The organism is Melghirimyces algeriensis, from assembly GCF_900182565.1.
In the GTDB taxonomy this organism is placed as follows: Bacteria; Bacillota; Bacilli; order Thermoactinomycetales; family DSM-45169; genus Melghirimyces; species Melghirimyces algeriensis.
The window spans coordinates 250897-266401 of the sequence record NZ_FXTI01000005.1; the positions used below are offsets into that span (position 1 = coordinate 250897).

The 15505-nt window shown below is 48.7% G+C and carries 17 protein-coding genes; 13 read left to right on the plus strand and 4 right to left on the minus strand.

Features of this window, described 5'->3' with window-relative positions; genetic code table 11:
• Nucleotides 1-113 precede the first annotated feature (113 nt).
• From ychF to FN782_RS09600, 4 genes are all read right to left on the minus strand, one after another.
• Nucleotides 114-1214 carry a redox-regulated ATPase YchF gene (gene ychF, locus FN782_RS09585; RefSeq protein WP_142505563.1) on the minus strand — a complete coding sequence of 367 codons (1101 nt, stop codon included), beginning with the start codon at nt 1212-1214 and terminating at the stop codon, nt 114-116.
• A gap of 131 nt (nt 1215-1345) precedes the next feature.
• Nucleotides 1346-1567 (minus strand): DUF951 domain-containing protein, encoded by a 222-nt coding sequence (locus tag FN782_RS09590; protein WP_142505564.1) that lies wholly within the window; start codon nt 1565-1567, stop codon nt 1346-1348.
• Nucleotides 1568-1582: 15 nt separating this feature from the next.
• Nucleotides 1583-2245, minus strand: coding sequence for a lysophospholipid acyltransferase family protein (locus FN782_RS09595; protein WP_142505565.1), 663 nt, complete (start codon nt 2243-2245; stop codon nt 1583-1585).
• Nucleotides 2246-2327: 82 nt separating this feature from the next.
• Nucleotides 2328-3368, minus strand: a complete 1041-nt coding sequence (locus FN782_RS09600) for a YkvI family membrane protein (protein ID WP_142505566.1) — start codon at nt 3366-3368, stop codon at nt 2328-2330.
• 99 nt (nt 3369-3467) lie between these two features.
• On the opposite strand from FN782_RS09600, the gene yyaC reads away from it, so the two are divergent.
• The 13 genes from yyaC to FN782_RS17160 all read left to right on the plus strand — a co-directional run bounded on the left by yyaC (nt 3468) and on the right by FN782_RS17160 (nt 15455).
• On the plus strand, nt 3468-4073 hold the full coding sequence (gene yyaC / locus FN782_RS09605; RefSeq protein ID WP_142505567.1) for a spore protease YyaC: 606 nt from the start codon (nt 3468-3470) through the stop codon (nt 4071-4073).
• A gap of 329 nt (nt 4074-4402) precedes the next feature.
• Entirely contained in the window at nt 4403-5905 is a 1503-nt protein-coding gene (locus FN782_RS09610; protein ID WP_142505568.1) for a malate:quinone oxidoreductase, read from the plus strand.
• 738 nt (nt 5906-6643) lie between these two features.
• Nucleotides 6644-7576: a GntR family transcriptional regulator YhfZ gene (gene yhfZ, locus FN782_RS09615; protein ID WP_142505569.1), complete on the plus strand. Its 933-nt coding sequence runs from the start codon at nt 6644-6646 to the stop codon at nt 7574-7576.
• 16 nt (nt 7577-7592) lie between these two features.
• On the plus strand, nt 7593-7955 hold the full coding sequence (locus FN782_RS09620; RefSeq protein WP_142505570.1) for a PRD domain-containing protein: 363 nt from the start codon (nt 7593-7595) through the stop codon (nt 7953-7955).
• A 64-nt stretch (nt 7956-8019) separates the two neighbouring features.
• The gene (locus tag FN782_RS09625) at nt 8020-8382 is read left to right on the plus strand and encodes a DUF2620 domain-containing protein (protein ID WP_142505571.1); all 363 of its coding nucleotides are present in this window, start codon (nt 8020-8022) and stop codon (nt 8380-8382) included.
• 25 nt (nt 8383-8407) lie between these two features.
• Nucleotides 8408-9727 (plus strand): YhfT family protein, encoded by a 1320-nt coding sequence (locus tag FN782_RS09630; protein WP_142505572.1) that lies wholly within the window; start codon nt 8408-8410, stop codon nt 9725-9727.
• 19 nt (nt 9728-9746) lie between these two features.
• On the plus strand, nt 9747-10664 hold the full coding sequence (locus tag FN782_RS09635) for a phosphotriesterase family protein (protein ID WP_142505573.1): 918 nt from the start codon (nt 9747-9749) through the stop codon (nt 10662-10664).
• Nucleotides 10665-10677: 13 nt separating this feature from the next.
• Nucleotides 10678-11787 (plus strand): aminotransferase class V-fold PLP-dependent enzyme, encoded by a 1110-nt coding sequence (locus FN782_RS09640; protein ID WP_142505574.1) that lies wholly within the window; start codon nt 10678-10680, stop codon nt 11785-11787.
• Nucleotide 11788: 1 nt separating this feature from the next.
• On the plus strand, nt 11789-12958 hold the full coding sequence (locus FN782_RS09645) for a YhfX family PLP-dependent enzyme (protein ID WP_142505575.1): 1170 nt from the start codon (nt 11789-11791) through the stop codon (nt 12956-12958).
• 26 nt (nt 12959-12984) lie between these two features.
• A complete protein-coding gene (locus FN782_RS09650) occupies nt 12985-14208 on the plus strand; it encodes a phosphopentomutase (protein WP_142505576.1) in 1224 nt (407 codons plus the stop codon).
• 102 nt (nt 14209-14310) lie between these two features.
• Nucleotides 14311-15081 carry a glucosamine-6-phosphate deaminase gene (gene nagB, locus FN782_RS09655; RefSeq protein WP_142505598.1) on the plus strand — a complete coding sequence of 257 codons (771 nt, stop codon included), beginning with the start codon at nt 14311-14313 and terminating at the stop codon, nt 15079-15081.
• 76 nt (nt 15082-15157) lie between these two features.
• Nucleotides 15158-15238, plus strand: coding sequence for a MerR family DNA-binding transcriptional regulator (locus FN782_RS17500; protein ID WP_142505599.1), 81 nt, complete (start codon nt 15158-15160; stop codon nt 15236-15238).
• Between the two features lie 118 nt (nt 15239-15356).
• Nucleotides 15357-15455 (plus strand): hypothetical protein, encoded by a 99-nt coding sequence (locus tag FN782_RS17160; protein ID WP_246064911.1) that lies wholly within the window; start codon nt 15357-15359, stop codon nt 15453-15455.
• Nucleotides 15456-15505: the final 50 nt, after the last annotated feature.

Genomic DNA, 15505 nt, shown 5'->3' on the forward strand with positions numbered 1-15505 from the left:
CTCCTTCTGGACTTGACGGCCCCACCCTTTTTGATGGGGCAAGGAGTGAATATCATCTATTCACGATACTATATTCTATCAAAGGTGGCGGACCAAGGCAAGACTGCTCTGGATCACACGTTAAAACGAAAATGAATCACATCTCCATCTTTAACAATATACTCTTTTCCTTCAGAACGAAGCATCCCCTGTTCCCGTGCTGCAAGCAAAGAACCGGCCTGCATCAGGTCATCAAAAGCAACCACTTCCGCCCGGATGAATCCGCGTTCAAAGTCCGAATGGATCACACCGGCTGCCTGCGGAGCACGTGTTCCTTCCTGAATGGTCCAAGCGCGAACCTCTTTTTCTCCAGCAGTAAAATAGGTAATAAGGCCCAACAAACGATAGGCTGCCGCTACCAGACGGTCCAAGCCGGAGGAATCCAAGCCCAGATCCTGAAGGAACTGCGTGCGTTCCTCCCCTTCCAATTCCACAATTTCCGCTTCTAACTGGGCACTGATCGGAACCACCTCCGCCCCCTCGGAGACCGCCTGTTCCTGGACTGCTTTCACATGCGGATTCTCATGGGGATTCACCACATCTTCCTCGGAAACATTTACAGCATATAACATGGGCTTCAACGTCAACAGATTCAGCGAACGAATCCGTTTCAATTCCTCTTCTTCCAACTTTAGTTGCCGGGCGGGCCGTCCTTCAGCAAGAGCCTGATGGATTTTTTCCAGAACCTCGTGTTCTTTTATGGCCTCCCCATCTCCACTCTTCTTCTGCCGAAGTACACGATCCAAACGACGCTCCACCGATTCCAAATCCGCCAGAACAAGCTCCAGATTAATCGTTTCCATATCTCCGACCGGATCAACCTGTCCTGAAACATGGGTAATGTTTTCATCTTCAAAACAGCGCACCACATGAATGATGGCATCCACTTCCCGAATATGGGAAAGAAACTGATTCCCCAGTCCTTCCCCTTTGCTTGCGCCTTTGACCAACCCGGCAATATCGGTAAACTGAAAAGATGTCGGAATCACTTTTTGCGGCTGGATCATTTCCGCCAACCGATCCATCCGTTCATCAGGCACATCCACCACACCCACATTGGGATCAATCGTACAAAATGGATAATTGGCGGATTCTGCTCCGGCACGGGTAATTGCATTGAACAGAGTGGACTTGCCGACATTCGGCAAACCTACAATACCAGTTGTAAGAGCCATTTATTCCTCATCTCCTGTTTTATGTTTTTTTATCTCAAAGCTGTGATGAAGCGTCAAACAGGAAAAGGATTGCAAGAGAGATTCCTGTCCAAAAGAAAAACACCGATTCACGGTGCTCCCTTTCCATTGCATCAAGCTCCGTTTTCTGTCTCTTCATTCTTGGAGGCCGCCTTCAGAACCCGTTTCATACGCTTTTCAAAACGGGAACGAGGCAACAAAACACTATGACCACAGCCTGTACATTTCATTCGGATATCCATGCCCATCCGAATCACTTTCCATGCATTGGTGCCACAGGGATGGCTTTTTTTCATCTCTACAATATCACCCAAATCAAAGCTTTTCCGCTCCATCAACAAACGTCCTCCTTATTCCTTGGCTCCATTATAGGGAGTCTGTTGATTGATTTCAACGGATACTTTCCCTGCTCCCTTTGAATCAGCCAGCTGACGGAAAGCATCCAGTATCGCCTGGGTCAGCAACTCTTGACGTTCCCGCGGTTTCCCTTGGGATAAAACTCCGATCGGTTCTCCGAATCGAATACAAACCTTGGCAGGCCGAATCCAACGCCCTCCCCTGGGCAGCGCCTGATCGCTTCCTTCAATATAGGCCGGGAGAATCGGAACGTTTTGACGAACCGCGAGATAAGCCGCTCCTTCCTTTAATTGCTGGATGGAATCAGCATCCCGTCGACCGCCTTCCGGAAAGATTCCAACCACTTCTCCTTGCTGCAACCGTTTGAGCGCTGTCCGGATCGCCTGAACATCCGCTATATCCCGATTCACGGGAAAAGCATCCACTTTTCGCAAAAACCATTTTGTCAACGGATGAGAAAAAGACTCTTCTTTTGCCATAAAGGATACGCGTCTCGGCAAAAATCCCGCAATATAAAAAGGGTCCAAATAACTGATATGATTTCCGACAAGCAAAAACGGCCCCTCTTTTGGAATATGTTCAAGCCCTGTAACTTCCAAACGATGATACAGTTTTGCAAAGAAGCGGACAATGCTTTGAAACAGCGTATACCACATTCCCTATCCCCCTCCTTTCCTTATCATTCTACCTTGTTTCGTTCCATTTTTGCATTACTTGGGAAAACTGTAATGGATAAAATCATCCCGTTTTATTATGGATAAAAGGATACAAAAGAACCATCGTTAAAATAAACAGATTGAGAACCCCATACAGCGGATATAAAAACGTAACCAAGGTTGTAAAACCCAGTTGTGTCAGGGGAACCAACCCCAAAACCGCCACCCCGCCAATCGCCCAAGGCGGGAAAGGCAAGGTTTCGGACAGACGAAAGGAAAGCCCATGAACATTGCTTACAGCCGTTGTATAGATGGCCAGCCATAAAATCACAGAGATGCTCAACACCCAGACCGGGGAATAATCACGCATCAAAGCGAACAGGGGAATATCATATTGTGACATCAAACTTTCCACCCGAAGGAGTGAAAAATTATAAAGAAAGGCAAGGGACCCCAAACAGAAGGAGCTGATTCCCCCGGAAATCCAGATTTCTGCCGGATGGCGGATTTGCTTACCCATTGTGGACAAAACAGCCAACAGTGACATGGTGTTGAAAGCCGTATAGGTGATGGCGGAAGGCCAAACCGGAAGAGAAGAGGATTCGTCGTTCTCCAGGGAAATCCACCCGCTGTTTTGCAAGAACTGGAGACAAACGAGCAATAAGACGGTAACCATAATGGGGATCAGAACGGAATTCATCGACATGAGCCCTTTCAGATCAAACATCAGGATGAACACCACCGCCCCTGTCATCACCAAAACACCCAATGTAAAGGAAATATTCCATTGCTGAAACGTGGCGCCGCTACCCGCCATCATGACAATCGTACTGGTCAGAAGATACATCATCACCAGATAATCAAACACTCTGACCATTCGTGGACCCATCACTTGACTTAATACTTCTGAATAATGTTGTGTTTTGTATTTCCAACTGATTTTCAGAATGATCACACTGGCCGTAAACAATAATAGAGTGGCCAGAACGATTCCGAAAGCGCTGCCTGCACCATATGACCCGAAAAATTCCCATACTTCCCGCCCCGAAGCAAAACCGGCACCAATCATGGTCCCGATAATGGTCATGCTGATTTTTAATGAATGCCACCAACTGAACCGCATGTGATGATCCCCCTTGTCCGGGTTGTCCTTACATGTATATTTCCTGAATGCCATCCGTATACTGGTAAGGATCGAAAACCCGTTTCGGAGGTTACGACGATGCGCGAATCTGTCGCAAATCAAGGGACTGAATCTTCCGGTGCAAACTGGATTTCATATACGCACCCCAGTGCATCCTATCAATGCGCAAACTGGCTCGACCAAATGCTCCATACAGATCCGTTCCCCCAAGAACTGGCTTGCCTCTGTATCGGAACGGACCGGTCTACAGGCGATTCCCTCGGTCCATTAGTCGGCACACAATTAGAGAAGAGAGGCATTCCTTTTTTGCGGGTTTATGGAACGTTGGAGGAACCGGTTCATGCGGTAAACCTGAATCAAACGTTGTCCCAGATAAAAAGTGATCTAAAAAATCCCTGTGTCATTGCCATCGATGCCTGCCTTGGACAATTGGCCAATGTCGGGAAAATCCAGGTGGGAAACGGCCCCCTCAAACCTGGAGCCGGCGTCAACAAACAGTTACCTGAAGTGGGACAAGTTCACATCACAGGCATTGTAAATGTTTCAGGTTTTATGGAATACTTTGTACTGCAAAACACCCGGCTCAGTGTGGTCATGAAAATGGCAGATGTCATTGCTTCTGCCATTGAAACCGTATCTATTCACAAGCTCAGACACCTGTCTCATGAAAAAAAGGAGTCTTGAAGGAAACTGAAAAAGGGCATTTGCACGCAATGTATTGTTTTCCGTATTTAAACACTAGAATAAATATTAATTTAAATAACAAGCTTCTTTTACTAACCCATACAAGGAGCTTGTTTTCTATTTTAAAAAATGGTAAGTAGCTTGATATGATTTCTTCCCCAAGGATATCAGATTATGGTAGATATTTTAATCGATAAATAATTATAATAGACTATGATAGGATTATATTGAAATAGAAAAGGGTGTTTCTATATGCCCTTGTTTCTTGTGACACCTGAGCAAGCGTGTCTACTTTTTTGTAAATATAAGGGTTTAAGGGGAAGATTATCATGAGCAACCTACCAAAAAAAACAGACGCTATCTTAATTGGTGCTGGAATCATGAGCGCGACTTTGGGGTCATTACTGAAAGAACTGGCATCTGAATGGGAAATCAAAGTGTTTGAGAAACTGGAAAATGCAGGGGAAGAAAGCTCTAATGAATGGAATAATGCGGGTACGGGCCATTCTGCACTGTGTGAGCTTAACTATACATCCGAAAAATCTGACGGATCGATAGATATTAAGAAAGCTATAAAAATTAATGAACAATTTCAGCTTTCCAGGCAGTTTTGGTCTTATCTTGTAGACCGCAATCTGATTCGTAATCCGCAAGACTTCATCATGCCGATACCTCATATGAGTTTTGTACAAGGGGAAGAAAATGTATCGTTTTTGAAAAAACGTTTTGACGCACTGTCCAACAACCCCTTGTTTCAAGGGATGCAGTTTTCCGATGACCCCGAAAAACTGAAGGAATGGATGCCGCTGATCATGGAAGGACGTACATGGAATGAACCAATCGCGGCAACCAGAATCGACTCTGGAACAGATGTTAATTTTGGTGCTTTAACACGCATGTTGTTTGACCATTTAAAGAGTAAAAACGTCGAGATAAACTACAATCATAATGTCAAGGATATTAAACGTACCAGCGACGGCTTGTGGGAAGTAAAAGTGCATGATATCAACAGCGGCAAAATCGAATACCATACTGCAAAGTTCGTCTTTATCGGCGGTGGGGGCGGAAGTCTACCTTTACTGCAAAAAACCGGTATCCCTGAATCAAAACATATTGGTGGATTCCCGGTAAGTGGACTATTTATGGTATGTAACAATCCGGACGTTGTAGCACAGCATCATGCAAAAGTATACGGTAAAGCTAAGGTTGGTGCTCCTCCAATGTCTGTTCCGCATCTTGATACAAGATATATCAACAACAAAAAAACATTGCTGTTTGGACCATTTGCTGGCTTCTCACCAAAGTTCTTAAAAACGGGTTCAAATCTTGATTTGATAGGTTCCGTGAAACCCAATAATGTCCTCACGATGTTAGCGGCAGGCATTAAAGAGATGGCACTGACAAAATATCTGATCCAACAAGTACTGTTATCAAATGAAAAACGCATGGAAGAATTGCGTGAATTTATTCCGAACGCCAAAAGTAAGGATTGGGATTTAGTGGTAGCGGGCCAACGTGTGCAAGTGATCAAAGATACGGATGCCGGCGGGAAAGGAACACTTCAATTTGGTACGGAAGTTGTTAGTGCCGCTGATGGTTCAATCGCCGCATTGCTCGGCGCTTCTCCGGGTGCTTCCACTGCCGTTCACGTTATGCTTGAGGTATTGGAAAAATGCTTCCCGCAACATATGCAAGAGTGGAAACCGAAAATAAAAGAAATGATTCCTTCTTATGGCCTGTCACTAGTGGAAAACCCAGATATTTTCCAAGAAATTCATACTTCAACAGCGCAGACGCTTGGTCTAATCAAAAAAGAACTGGTCTATAGTTAATTCTTTGGATGTTTATGGAAATTATTGCCATAAGGAGAGAGACCGGAATGGCAATGATAAAAAACAGAATAGTGAGAATGATTGTGTTGTTAGAGCAAAAGCTGTAAGTAATAAGTACAACCAGGCATAGTTGATTGGTGTCCAGTTACTATACTTTTCGAACCTTTATCGGAAATGCAACAATTGGCTTTCCATTTCCAGGGATTTATAAGACCATTCTAGAATGACACTCGACGGTCTCTCTCTTCCATTCCTTTTCCAAATTCAAAAACACCATGTTCTTTCGCTTGACCTGATCCGCTCCATCTAGGCAGCCCACTTATGATATATCTCACTGTTCTTGAAACGATTTGAAAGTATAAAACATACATAATAATATCAAGAAACCTTTTGGATGTACTCAGTAGGCAATAGAATATCCCTCTTTAGATTTAAACTAATTTTTTCATTTATTAATATAAAATTAATTTGATATATGTGTAATATACATAGTTTGGATTGGTTATTTGTTAAAATATATAGGTGAACCCGTGTAGACGTACTCTCAAAATGGATGTATCAAAAACGTAACTTTCTAACTTGAACAAGATCCTCCAAAACTCTTATAAAACCCCTCTTGGGCAATTCCATCGGTGTTCTTACCTTCCAACACCTAAATGGTAATTATTTCTTCATTGTGATTTCTGATAATTAATGATAGTATCAAAGTACAATATATTGTATATTGGAGAATGATAGATGAGAGAAAGTGTAGAAGCATTTTATTCGAAAAACGGAAAAGTTGCCCAGAAGCTCGCCCAAGAGTTCATCGGAAAAAGGGTCGGGGAACGGTTGCCAAGGATTGATGACTTTGTAAACGCTTTAGGTTCAGCCAGAGGAACGGTTCAGGGGGCCATGAGACTTCTGCAACAGACAAACGCGGTTCAGCTGGAGTCCAGAGGGCACCTGGGAACCTATCTGATCAAGAAGGATCAGGCTCTGTTATGGGAACTGGCTGGCCGGGGTACATTGGTCTCAATGATGCCACTTCCTTACTCCCGCCGCTATGAAGGTCTGGCCACCGGACTGACGGAGGAATTCAACAAGTCCGGAATTCCCTTTACCATCGCTCACATGCGAGGCGGTAACCACCGCATTGAAGCACTTCGGTCCCACCGATGCGATTTCGTGGTATTGTCCCGCTGGGCGGCTGAAGAAGCTTGCCGACGATACAACGACCTCAAGGTGTATAAACATTTGGGTGAACAAACCTTCGTCGATCGTCACGGCATTCTGTTTGCCGATCAGGAAGCTGATCAGATTCAGTCCGGGATGCGGGTGGGGATCGACTCATCCTCCTCTGATCAGAGCGATCTGACCGGTGCGGAATGCCAGGGGCTCAATGTTCAGTGCATTGAAGTGAACTATATGCAGCTTTTTCGGTTATTGGAAAACGGGCAGATCGATGCGGCGATTTGGAATCTGGATGAAATTCCACCAGGATCACCATGGGGAATCGGCACTTTTCGATCGGAGGCTGCCCAGGAGATGAGCCGCCGGCTATCTGAAGCGTCTCTGCTCATCCGAGACTCGGAAGAAGATGTGGCTGAAGTATTGGAAACCCTGTCATTTGATGAGGTTATCCGGATTCAAGAGGCTGTTCTTCATGGCGAGAGGGTCCCACATTATTGAATAGGAGGGAAAACTGATGTTACCAGAAGAAGTGCAGGAACGGTTGGACCTGTTGCTCCAAAGCGGACAGATTCAATCCGACACCGATCACAGAATCCGTAAAAACCTAGTCCGGTTGATCGAGGAAAAAACCATCGATCCCAGAAAGGAAAGCATGGGCCCCTTTTCCAGCCATCTGGCCATCGCCGTTGAGAGAATCCGGAAAGGAGAAGCTTTAACGAACGGCAATGACCAAGTGGATGAAGTAGTCAGAGAGCGTCCGGATCTGTACCGGAAAGCCGATGAACTGCTCGGTGGTTGTCTAGAGGTGTCAGAACCAGCAGCCACCCCAGCTGAAACGGGTTTTATCACCCTTTATCTGGCTCTGTTGCAGGATTAATCCATAGGGAAAGGGGATTCTACCTCTTTCCCGCCCGAAAAGTAAAAAAAGGGGGAATATTATTATGATTCGAATCGCCATCGGCGGACTGCGCAAAGAACTGATTCAGAAGGCGGCGAATGAAGCGGGACAGGGACAAGTGGAAACCATCATCTCTTCCGACTTTGAAGCCGTAAAAATGGTGAAAGCGGGAAAAGCTGATTATTACCTGGGGGCATGTAACAGCGGTGGTGGTGCGGCTCTTTCCGTGGCCATCGGCATTCTGGGCTATGCCAATTGCTCCACTGTCGCTAAAGCGGGCGGTCGGCCGAAACAATCGGAGATTGAGAAACGGGTGCAAGAAGGAAAGGTGGCTTTCGGCATGTCGGTGGAAACGATTGAAGAAGCTGTTCCGATGATTGTGGAAAGCATTTTGAAAGCCAAATAATGGACGATAAGAGGAGGAACGGAGCATGGAATTTTCCCTTCTAAAACTGATTTTGGTCGCTGGGCTAACGGCCTTAACTGCCCTCCTTTCCTACTATGGCCGGGCGGTCTTCCACGACGGAATCCGACCGATCATGCCGGAGTTCATTGAGGGACGCATGAAGCGGCCAGAACTGGCCTCAATCTCCTTTGGTCTCAGCGTCGGTTTTATCGCTTCGGTAGGGATCGCTTTCACCCTGTCTACCAAACTGTTAAACCCTTGGCTGCTTTTTCTTCCCACGGACATCCTGGGCGTTTTTGCCTCCCGGGCCTGGTTGGCCGCTCTTTTGGGAGGTGCCTGGGGCATCGCCGTAGTGAGCGGTTTGACTGCCGTCCAATCCGTCTTTGGAGTATTTCCTATTGACTTTATTGGAGCTCTCGGTGAATTGAGCTCCCCGGTGCTGGCCGGTTTTGCCCTCTTTCCGATCTTGGCGATCACTTACCAGTTCGGCTGGAAAAAAGGCGCCTTCTCTGGAGTTGTTGTCCTGCTTGTACGCCAGCTGATCGAACAAGGATGGATTCTGCCAAAGGACTTCAAACTTCTGCCCGAAGCGGGCGAATTATTTGTCGGTACCCTTCTCTTGGTCATGTTCGCTCTGATCAGAGACCGGGGACGCGATTCCTCAGAAATGGGAGAAGAAAGGTCACTCTTCGAGGAACGGACGCAGCGGATCCGCAAAGGTCTTCCCCTCTTCGCCGTCACTGGAGCTCTGATCGCCGTTATCGCCAATTTGGGGTACTTTGCGGGCTCGGAAGTTTCCATATTCACCTTGCAAAAAGCCTATTCCGCTTCGGATCTGTCCCAGGAACAGGCCTTGATCCAGCAGGCGGCCCTCGCCGATTTCCTGCGTGGGATCGGGTTTATCCCACTTATCGTCACCACTGCTTTAACGACCGGAGTATACGGGGTGGTGGGGCTGACCTTTATTTTCCCAATCGCCTATCTCTCCCCCAATCCCTTTATAGCTGCCATCGGCGGTGCTCTGATGATAACTTTGGAGATCCTTTTGCTGTCTAAAGTCGGGAAGGTGTTGGAGAAATTCCCTTCTCTGCGAGAAGCCTCCGACAGCATTCGCACAGCGATCACCAATATCATGGAGATTGCATTGCTCCTCGGTTCGGTGCTGGCTGTGCTCAAAATGGGTCAATTCACCGGATTCTCAATTTTTGTCGCTCTCTACGCGATCAACGAAGCTCTCGGACGCCCGGTGATCCGCCTTGCCGCGTCTCCTTTGGCCGCTATCCTAACGGGGCTGATCCTCAACATCCTGTACCTTCTGCAACTGTTCACCCCGGCAGCGGGTTAACGATAAAGGAGATGATATCATGGGACAAAAGATACGGACCGTCACTGGGGATCTTATTCCGGAGCGATTCGGGGCAACCCTGATTCATGAACACGTGATTTTGGACCTTTCCCCTATCCGCGGTAACCGGGACGCCATCCTCGCCGACTCCGAACCTTTGAACCGAGAGTTGGAACGCTTGAAGCATTCCGGCTGTGATGGGATCGTGGAAGTGACCAACCGGGGGATGGGCCGAGATGTCCGTTCCCTGAAAACCTTATCGGAACGGCATGGGATCCCCGTCGTGGCATCGACGGGCTTCTATAAACAGACGTATTATCCTGATCAAGTATTTGAGCAGAGCGAGGAAGAACTGGCGGAGCTGTTCGTATCTGAATTGACGGAAGGGATCGGTAGAAGCGGTATCCGTGCTGGAATCATCGCTGAAATCGGCAGCAGCCTGAACGAAATCACCCGGGACGAGGATAAAGTCTTCCGGGCCGCAATTCGTGCACAACGGGTAACAGGAGCTCCATTGAGCACCCATTGTGAGCTGGGAACCATGGGCTCCGCCCAAATGAGGCTCTTTTCCCGAATGGATGCCGATTCGTCCAAGATCTCCATTGGTCACCAGGATCTAAATGGGGACCGGACCGAGTACGAGTCGCTGATCAAAGCTGGATTCTACATTCAGTTTGATACCATCGGCAAAAACAACTACCGCTCCGATGAAGACCGGTTGAACGATCTGCTGTGGCTCCTAGACAAAGGATACACAAACCGGCTGATGCTCTCTTGCGACATTACAAAGCAATCTTATCTGAAGGTCAATGGTGGCTTCGGTTACGAATACATGTTCACGCATTTCTTACCGAAGCTGAGATCACACGGTGTCGACCAGCAGGCAATCGATGCCATGATGGTGGATAACCCGCGACGCTTCCTTGCCTTCGCATAAAGGGGGAGACGAGATGAACCAACGAATTTTAACCCACATGACAATCGATGAAGCCAAAGAGAAACAGTTTCGACTGGTCTCCGCCATTGCGCGGGAATTTACAGGAAACCAATTCCTATCTCAGGGAGATGTGGGCGTTGTGCCAGACTGGGGTCGTCCAGTGCAGACGACCAGAGTGGAGCGGGTGCTTGCCCACATGTTCGGAACCGAGGCTTGCACCTTGGTACGGGGGGCGGGAACCGGGGCAATCCGTTCCCTCTTAAGCGTCCTGCTGAAACCGGGGAGCCCTCTATTCATCCACACTGGTCCCGTTTACACCACCACCGAGGAAACCTTTCACATGATGGGCTTGATGCCCCGTAGGGTTGACTACAATGACGGGGAAGCGGTGGAAAGAGCCCTCAAGGAAGACACAGAGTGCCGTCTGTTCTTCGTCCAGCACTCCCGACAGCAACCGGAGGACTCCTATGACCTAAAAGGGTTGATTGAACAGGTCCGTCGCTTGCGTCCAGATCTTCCAATCATCGTCGATGACAACTACACGGTCTTCAAAACCCCACAAATCGGGGTGGAACTGGGTGCCTCCCACTCCTGCTTCTCCGGTTTCAAACTGCTGGGTCCGCCCGGAATCGGGGTCGTTGTCGGAGAGGAAAAAGCCATTAAAGAAATTTGGCGGCGCAACTACTCCGGCGGTGGCCAGGTACAGGGCTTCGAAGCGATGGAACTCCTGCGATCGATGGTGCTGGCCCCGGTAGCCATCGCTGTCCAGACGGAACAGGTGGACATCCTGTGCGAAAAGCTTAACCAAGGCGAGGTCCCACAGGTGGAAAAGGCGTATATCACCAACTCCCAGTCGAAAAACGTCATTGTTGAATTGAAAGAACCGATCTCTCCGGAAGTAATCGCCGCCAGCGAGAAACATGGAGCGGCGATCCACCCAGTCGGCGCGGAGTCCCGCTATGAGGTATTACCGATGATCTACCGAGTATCGGGAACCTTCCTGAAGAGTCGACCGGAGCTGGCGAAACATGGCATCCGCATTAATCCCATGCGCGCTGGTGCTGAACTGACGGTGGAGATTCTGCGAAAGGCGATTACCGATGTGATGAAGGAGCGGACATAACATGTTCTTATCGGTCACTTTGTCACGAAATCCGGAACTAGCAGAATACGCCGTCCATCTCCACCGCACGGGGCAAATCCGTCCCAACACCTATGTGTTGGACCTGGACACCATCCGTTACAACGCGCAACAACTGGTGGATACCGCCTACCGTAACGGGATTCACCTCTACATGATGACCAAACAGTTGGGCCGGATCCCTGAGGTAGCCCAAGCCATCACTGACAGCGGGATCACAAAAGCGGTAGCGGTCGACCCCTGGGAAGCCCTCCATTTGGCTCAAGCCGGAATCGCTTTGGGAAACGTGGGTCATCTGGTCCAGATTCCTTCCTCGATGGTTGACGAAATCGTCTCCTGCCAACCGGAGGTGATCACTGTCTTTTCCGTGGAGAAGGCGAAGGAGATTTCCGATGCTGCACAAAAACAGGGGAAAATCCAGGATCTTCTCCTAAAAGTAGTGGCAAAGGGAGATGTGGTGTTTGAAGGTCAGTGGGGCGGATTCCGGGAGGAGGAGGTACGTTCAGCTGTCAGCCGTATCCGCCAGCTACCCGGTGTCCATATCGCCGGTGTCACTTCATTTCCCTGCTTCCTCTTCAATGGAGAATGCCTTCAACCGACCGAAAACGTTCACACCTTGTTGCGTTGTGCCGAAATGTTGGAAACAGAACTGGGAGAACCCTTGAAACAAATCAACGCTCCCAGTGCCACTGCCTGTGCCACCATTCCACTCCTGCGACAATTAGGGGCCACCCACGGCGAGCCCGGTCATGCTCTGACCGGTACGACTCCCCTTCACCAACGTCCGGGACAATTGGAACGCCCCGCCATGGTTTATGTGAGTGAGGTCTCACACACGGATGGAGAAACGGCCTACGTCTTTGGCGGAGGTCATTACCGCCGTTCCCATATGAAAGGGGCATTGGTGGGAAAGTCTTTCCCCGAAATGGCAAATCGTCGACTGGATGCGACAGAGCTGGCTCCCGAATCGATCGATTATTACACGGGTCTCAAGATGGATGGCCAAAACGTCGATGTGGGAGATACGGCTCTCTATTCCTTCCGTACCCAGATCTTTGTCACCCGCGCTGAAGTGGTGGTGGTAGAAGGATTACAAGAGGGTCATCCCACCCTCGTAGGGGTTTATGACTCCCTCGGAAAACGGCTCCGTTAATCAAATGAGACAGGAAGGGGAAGAGAATGAAAAAGCGGGCTATTCTGCTCATCATGGACAGTTTGGGCGTAGGGGCGATGGAGGACGTTCCACGGGTGCGGCCCCAAGACAAGAATGCCCACACGTTCCGTCACATCTTGGATCAGGCAAAAAAGATTGACATCCCCTGTTTCAAACAGCTGGGAATCAACCGCTTGCTACACCACCCCCGACTGAACGATGACCAACCGGGTCTTGCCAGTTGGGGGACCCTCAACCTGCAGCACGAAGGGGCGGACAGTTACGCTGGACACCAGGAAATCATGGGCACCCGACCGCGGGCTCCGGTGCTGGAACCTTTTGTAGCCGTGATCCAGCCGGTTAGGGGAGCTCTGGAGAAGGCAGGTTACCAGGTCGAGATTCCCGAACCGGAGCTTCCCTATCTCTGGGTGAATGGCGCTGTCGTCATCGGAGACAATATCGAAACCGACTACGGGCAGATTTACAACGTAAGCGCTGCCCTCGATGCCATTCCCTTTACGGAAGTACTGAAGATCGGAAGGATTGTGCGCAGGGTGGCAAAGGTGAACCGGGTCATTGCACTGGGAGGGGAAGGAATTCCCCCCGCCCGACTCCGGTCCAGCATCGAACGTCGTTCCGACGGTTTGATCGGTCTCAATTCTCCCCGATCCGGTGTATATGAAAAGGGCTACCAGGTTCGTCACCTGGGCTACGGGGTTGATCCGGAACGGCAAATCCCCAACATCCTGATCAAAAACGGTTGGAACGTCGACTTAATCGGGAAGATGCAGGATATCATCGATTGTGACGGGGCCGGCAAATATCCAGCAGTGGAGACGGACCGGGTGATGCAGATCCTCCTATCCAGTCTGTACCGAATGGATCGAGGCCTGATCGCGGCCACCGTGCAGGAGACGGATTTGGCGGGCCACGCCCAGGACGTGGACCGTTATGCCCGGAAGATCATGTGCGTCGACCGGTATTTAACCGCCCTCATTCGCAACATGGCTGACGAGGATCTCCTGCTGATCAGCGCTGATCACGGGAACGATCCAACCATCGGACACAGCCAACATACCCGTGAAAAAACCTTCCTCCTGGCCTACGGGAAAAAATGGTCCGCCGTTCCCCTAGGGGAACGGTCTACCCTGTCCGACCTGGCCGCTACTCTCGCCCAGTTCTTCGGGGTAGAAAATCCGGAAAACGGCACCGGGTTTTACCAGCAGATCATGGAGAGGGGTTCGTTATAACCCGGACTTTCACGAGCTCCCATCATACCTGCTGCTGTGGATACTGTGACTGTTCACCAATTGAATCAGATGGCTTCCATCAATAACAGGGAGAAATACGGGATGAATATACGGATCTTTGACACGCCGCACGAGGCGGGAGTCTACGCAGCCGCCTTGGCGGAACACATCATCAAAAACCGCCCGAAACCGGTGTTGGGACTGGCTACCGGAGCGACACCGATTCACTTTTACCAAGCGTTGGTAAGGTTACACCAGTATGGACTAGATCTGTCCCGTGTAACGACCATCAACCTGGATGAGTATATCGGATTGGGTCCCTCTCATGAGCAAAGTTATTCCTATTTCATGCAAAAACATCTGTTTGACCATACAAATATCCTTCCTGATCACATTCATCTCCCGAATGGCATAGCGACCAACTTGGAAATGGAGTGCAACCGGTACGACGGGATCATCCAAAAGAATCCAATCCATTTTCAGCTTCTCGGAATTGGCGTCAATGGTCATATCGGGTTCAATGAGCCAGACGACCTGCTTCAGTCAAAGACCCACGTCGTCAGGTTACAACTGGAAACCGTGAAAAGCAACGCACGTTTTTTCAATCAAATCGAAGAGGTTCCAAAGAAGGCGATTACACTTGGAGTGCAGGCGATCCTGCAGTCAGAACAGATTGTTCTGATGGCCTTTGGTCCTGAAAAGGCGAATATTGTTGCAAAATCTGTACTCGGCAATGTCAGAACGGACGTACCTGCAAGTATTCTCCAATTGCATAAGCAGGTGACTGTGGTGCTCGACCGCGAAAGTGCAAAGCAACTGGTCGATGAATATGGGAACCTGCGGACCGAACTGAAGAGGATGGATAACAGTTAAGTTACACATATAAAAGTTTATAAAAACCTCTTTGCTAATTATAAACTTTAGCTTATGCTGAAATAGAAAGGAGGTTTTGAAAATTTATTCTATTGGGCAGTTTGCAAAGAAAATCGGTGTTACGCAACAGACATTGCGTAATTGGCACAGAGTATAGCTAAGTTGAGAAGGCACATCAACAACATCCGAAAAGACTACATTCATAAAATGACACAGAGATCGTGAAAACCAAACCTTCTCATATTGTCATTGAAGACTTGAATGTAAAAGGGATGATGAAGAATCAACACCTGGCTAAACACATCCAGCAGTGTAACTTCTATGAAATCAGACGGCAACTGGAGTATAAATGTAAGTGGTACAACATTGAGTAGTTATGGCTGATCGTTGGTATCCTTCAAGCAAAACATGTTCCAGTTGTGGT

Coding starts and splice junctions, on each gene's coding strand:
- FN782_RS09645 (WP_142505575.1), top strand. CDS start 11,789: ATGTTCTTATCGGTCACTTTGTCACGAAATCCGGAACTAGCAGAATAC.
- FN782_RS09630 (WP_142505572.1), top strand. CDS start 8,408: ATGGAATTTTCCCTTCTAAAACTGATTTTGGTCGCTGGGCTAACGGCC.
- FN782_RS09625 (WP_142505571.1), top strand. CDS start 8,020: ATGATTCGAATCGCCATCGGCGGACTGCGCAAAGAACTGATTCAGAAG.
- yyaC (WP_142505567.1), top strand. CDS start 3,468: ATGCGCGAATCTGTCGCAAATCAAGGGACTGAATCTTCCGGTGCAAAC.
- FN782_RS17160 (WP_246064911.1), top strand. CDS start 15,357: ATGAAGAATCAACACCTGGCTAAACACATCCAGCAGTGTAACTTCTAT.
- FN782_RS09640 (WP_142505574.1), top strand. CDS start 10,678: ATGAACCAACGAATTTTAACCCACATGACAATCGATGAAGCCAAAGAG.
- FN782_RS09650 (WP_142505576.1), top strand. CDS start 12,985: ATGAAAAAGCGGGCTATTCTGCTCATCATGGACAGTTTGGGCGTAGGG.
- FN782_RS09595 (WP_142505565.1), bottom strand. CDS start 2,245: ATGTGGTATACGCTGTTTCAAAGCATTGTCCGCTTCTTTGCAAAACTG.
- nagB (WP_142505598.1), top strand. CDS start 14,311: ATGAATATACGGATCTTTGACACGCCGCACGAGGCGGGAGTCTACGCA.
- FN782_RS09590 (WP_142505564.1), bottom strand. CDS start 1,567: ATGGAGCGGAAAAGCTTTGATTTGGGTGATATTGTAGAGATGAAAAAA.
- FN782_RS09620 (WP_142505570.1), top strand. CDS start 7,593: ATGTTACCAGAAGAAGTGCAGGAACGGTTGGACCTGTTGCTCCAAAGC.
- FN782_RS09600 (WP_142505566.1), bottom strand. CDS start 3,368: ATGCGGTTCAGTTGGTGGCATTCATTAAAAATCAGCATGACCATTATC.
- FN782_RS09635 (WP_142505573.1), top strand. CDS start 9,747: ATGGGACAAAAGATACGGACCGTCACTGGGGATCTTATTCCGGAGCGA.
- ychF (WP_142505563.1), bottom strand. CDS start 1,214: ATGGCTCTTACAACTGGTATTGTAGGTTTGCCGAATGTCGGCAAGTCC.
- FN782_RS09610 (WP_142505568.1), top strand. CDS start 4,403: ATGAGCAACCTACCAAAAAAAACAGACGCTATCTTAATTGGTGCTGGA.
- yhfZ (WP_142505569.1), top strand. CDS start 6,644: ATGAGAGAAAGTGTAGAAGCATTTTATTCGAAAAACGGAAAAGTTGCC.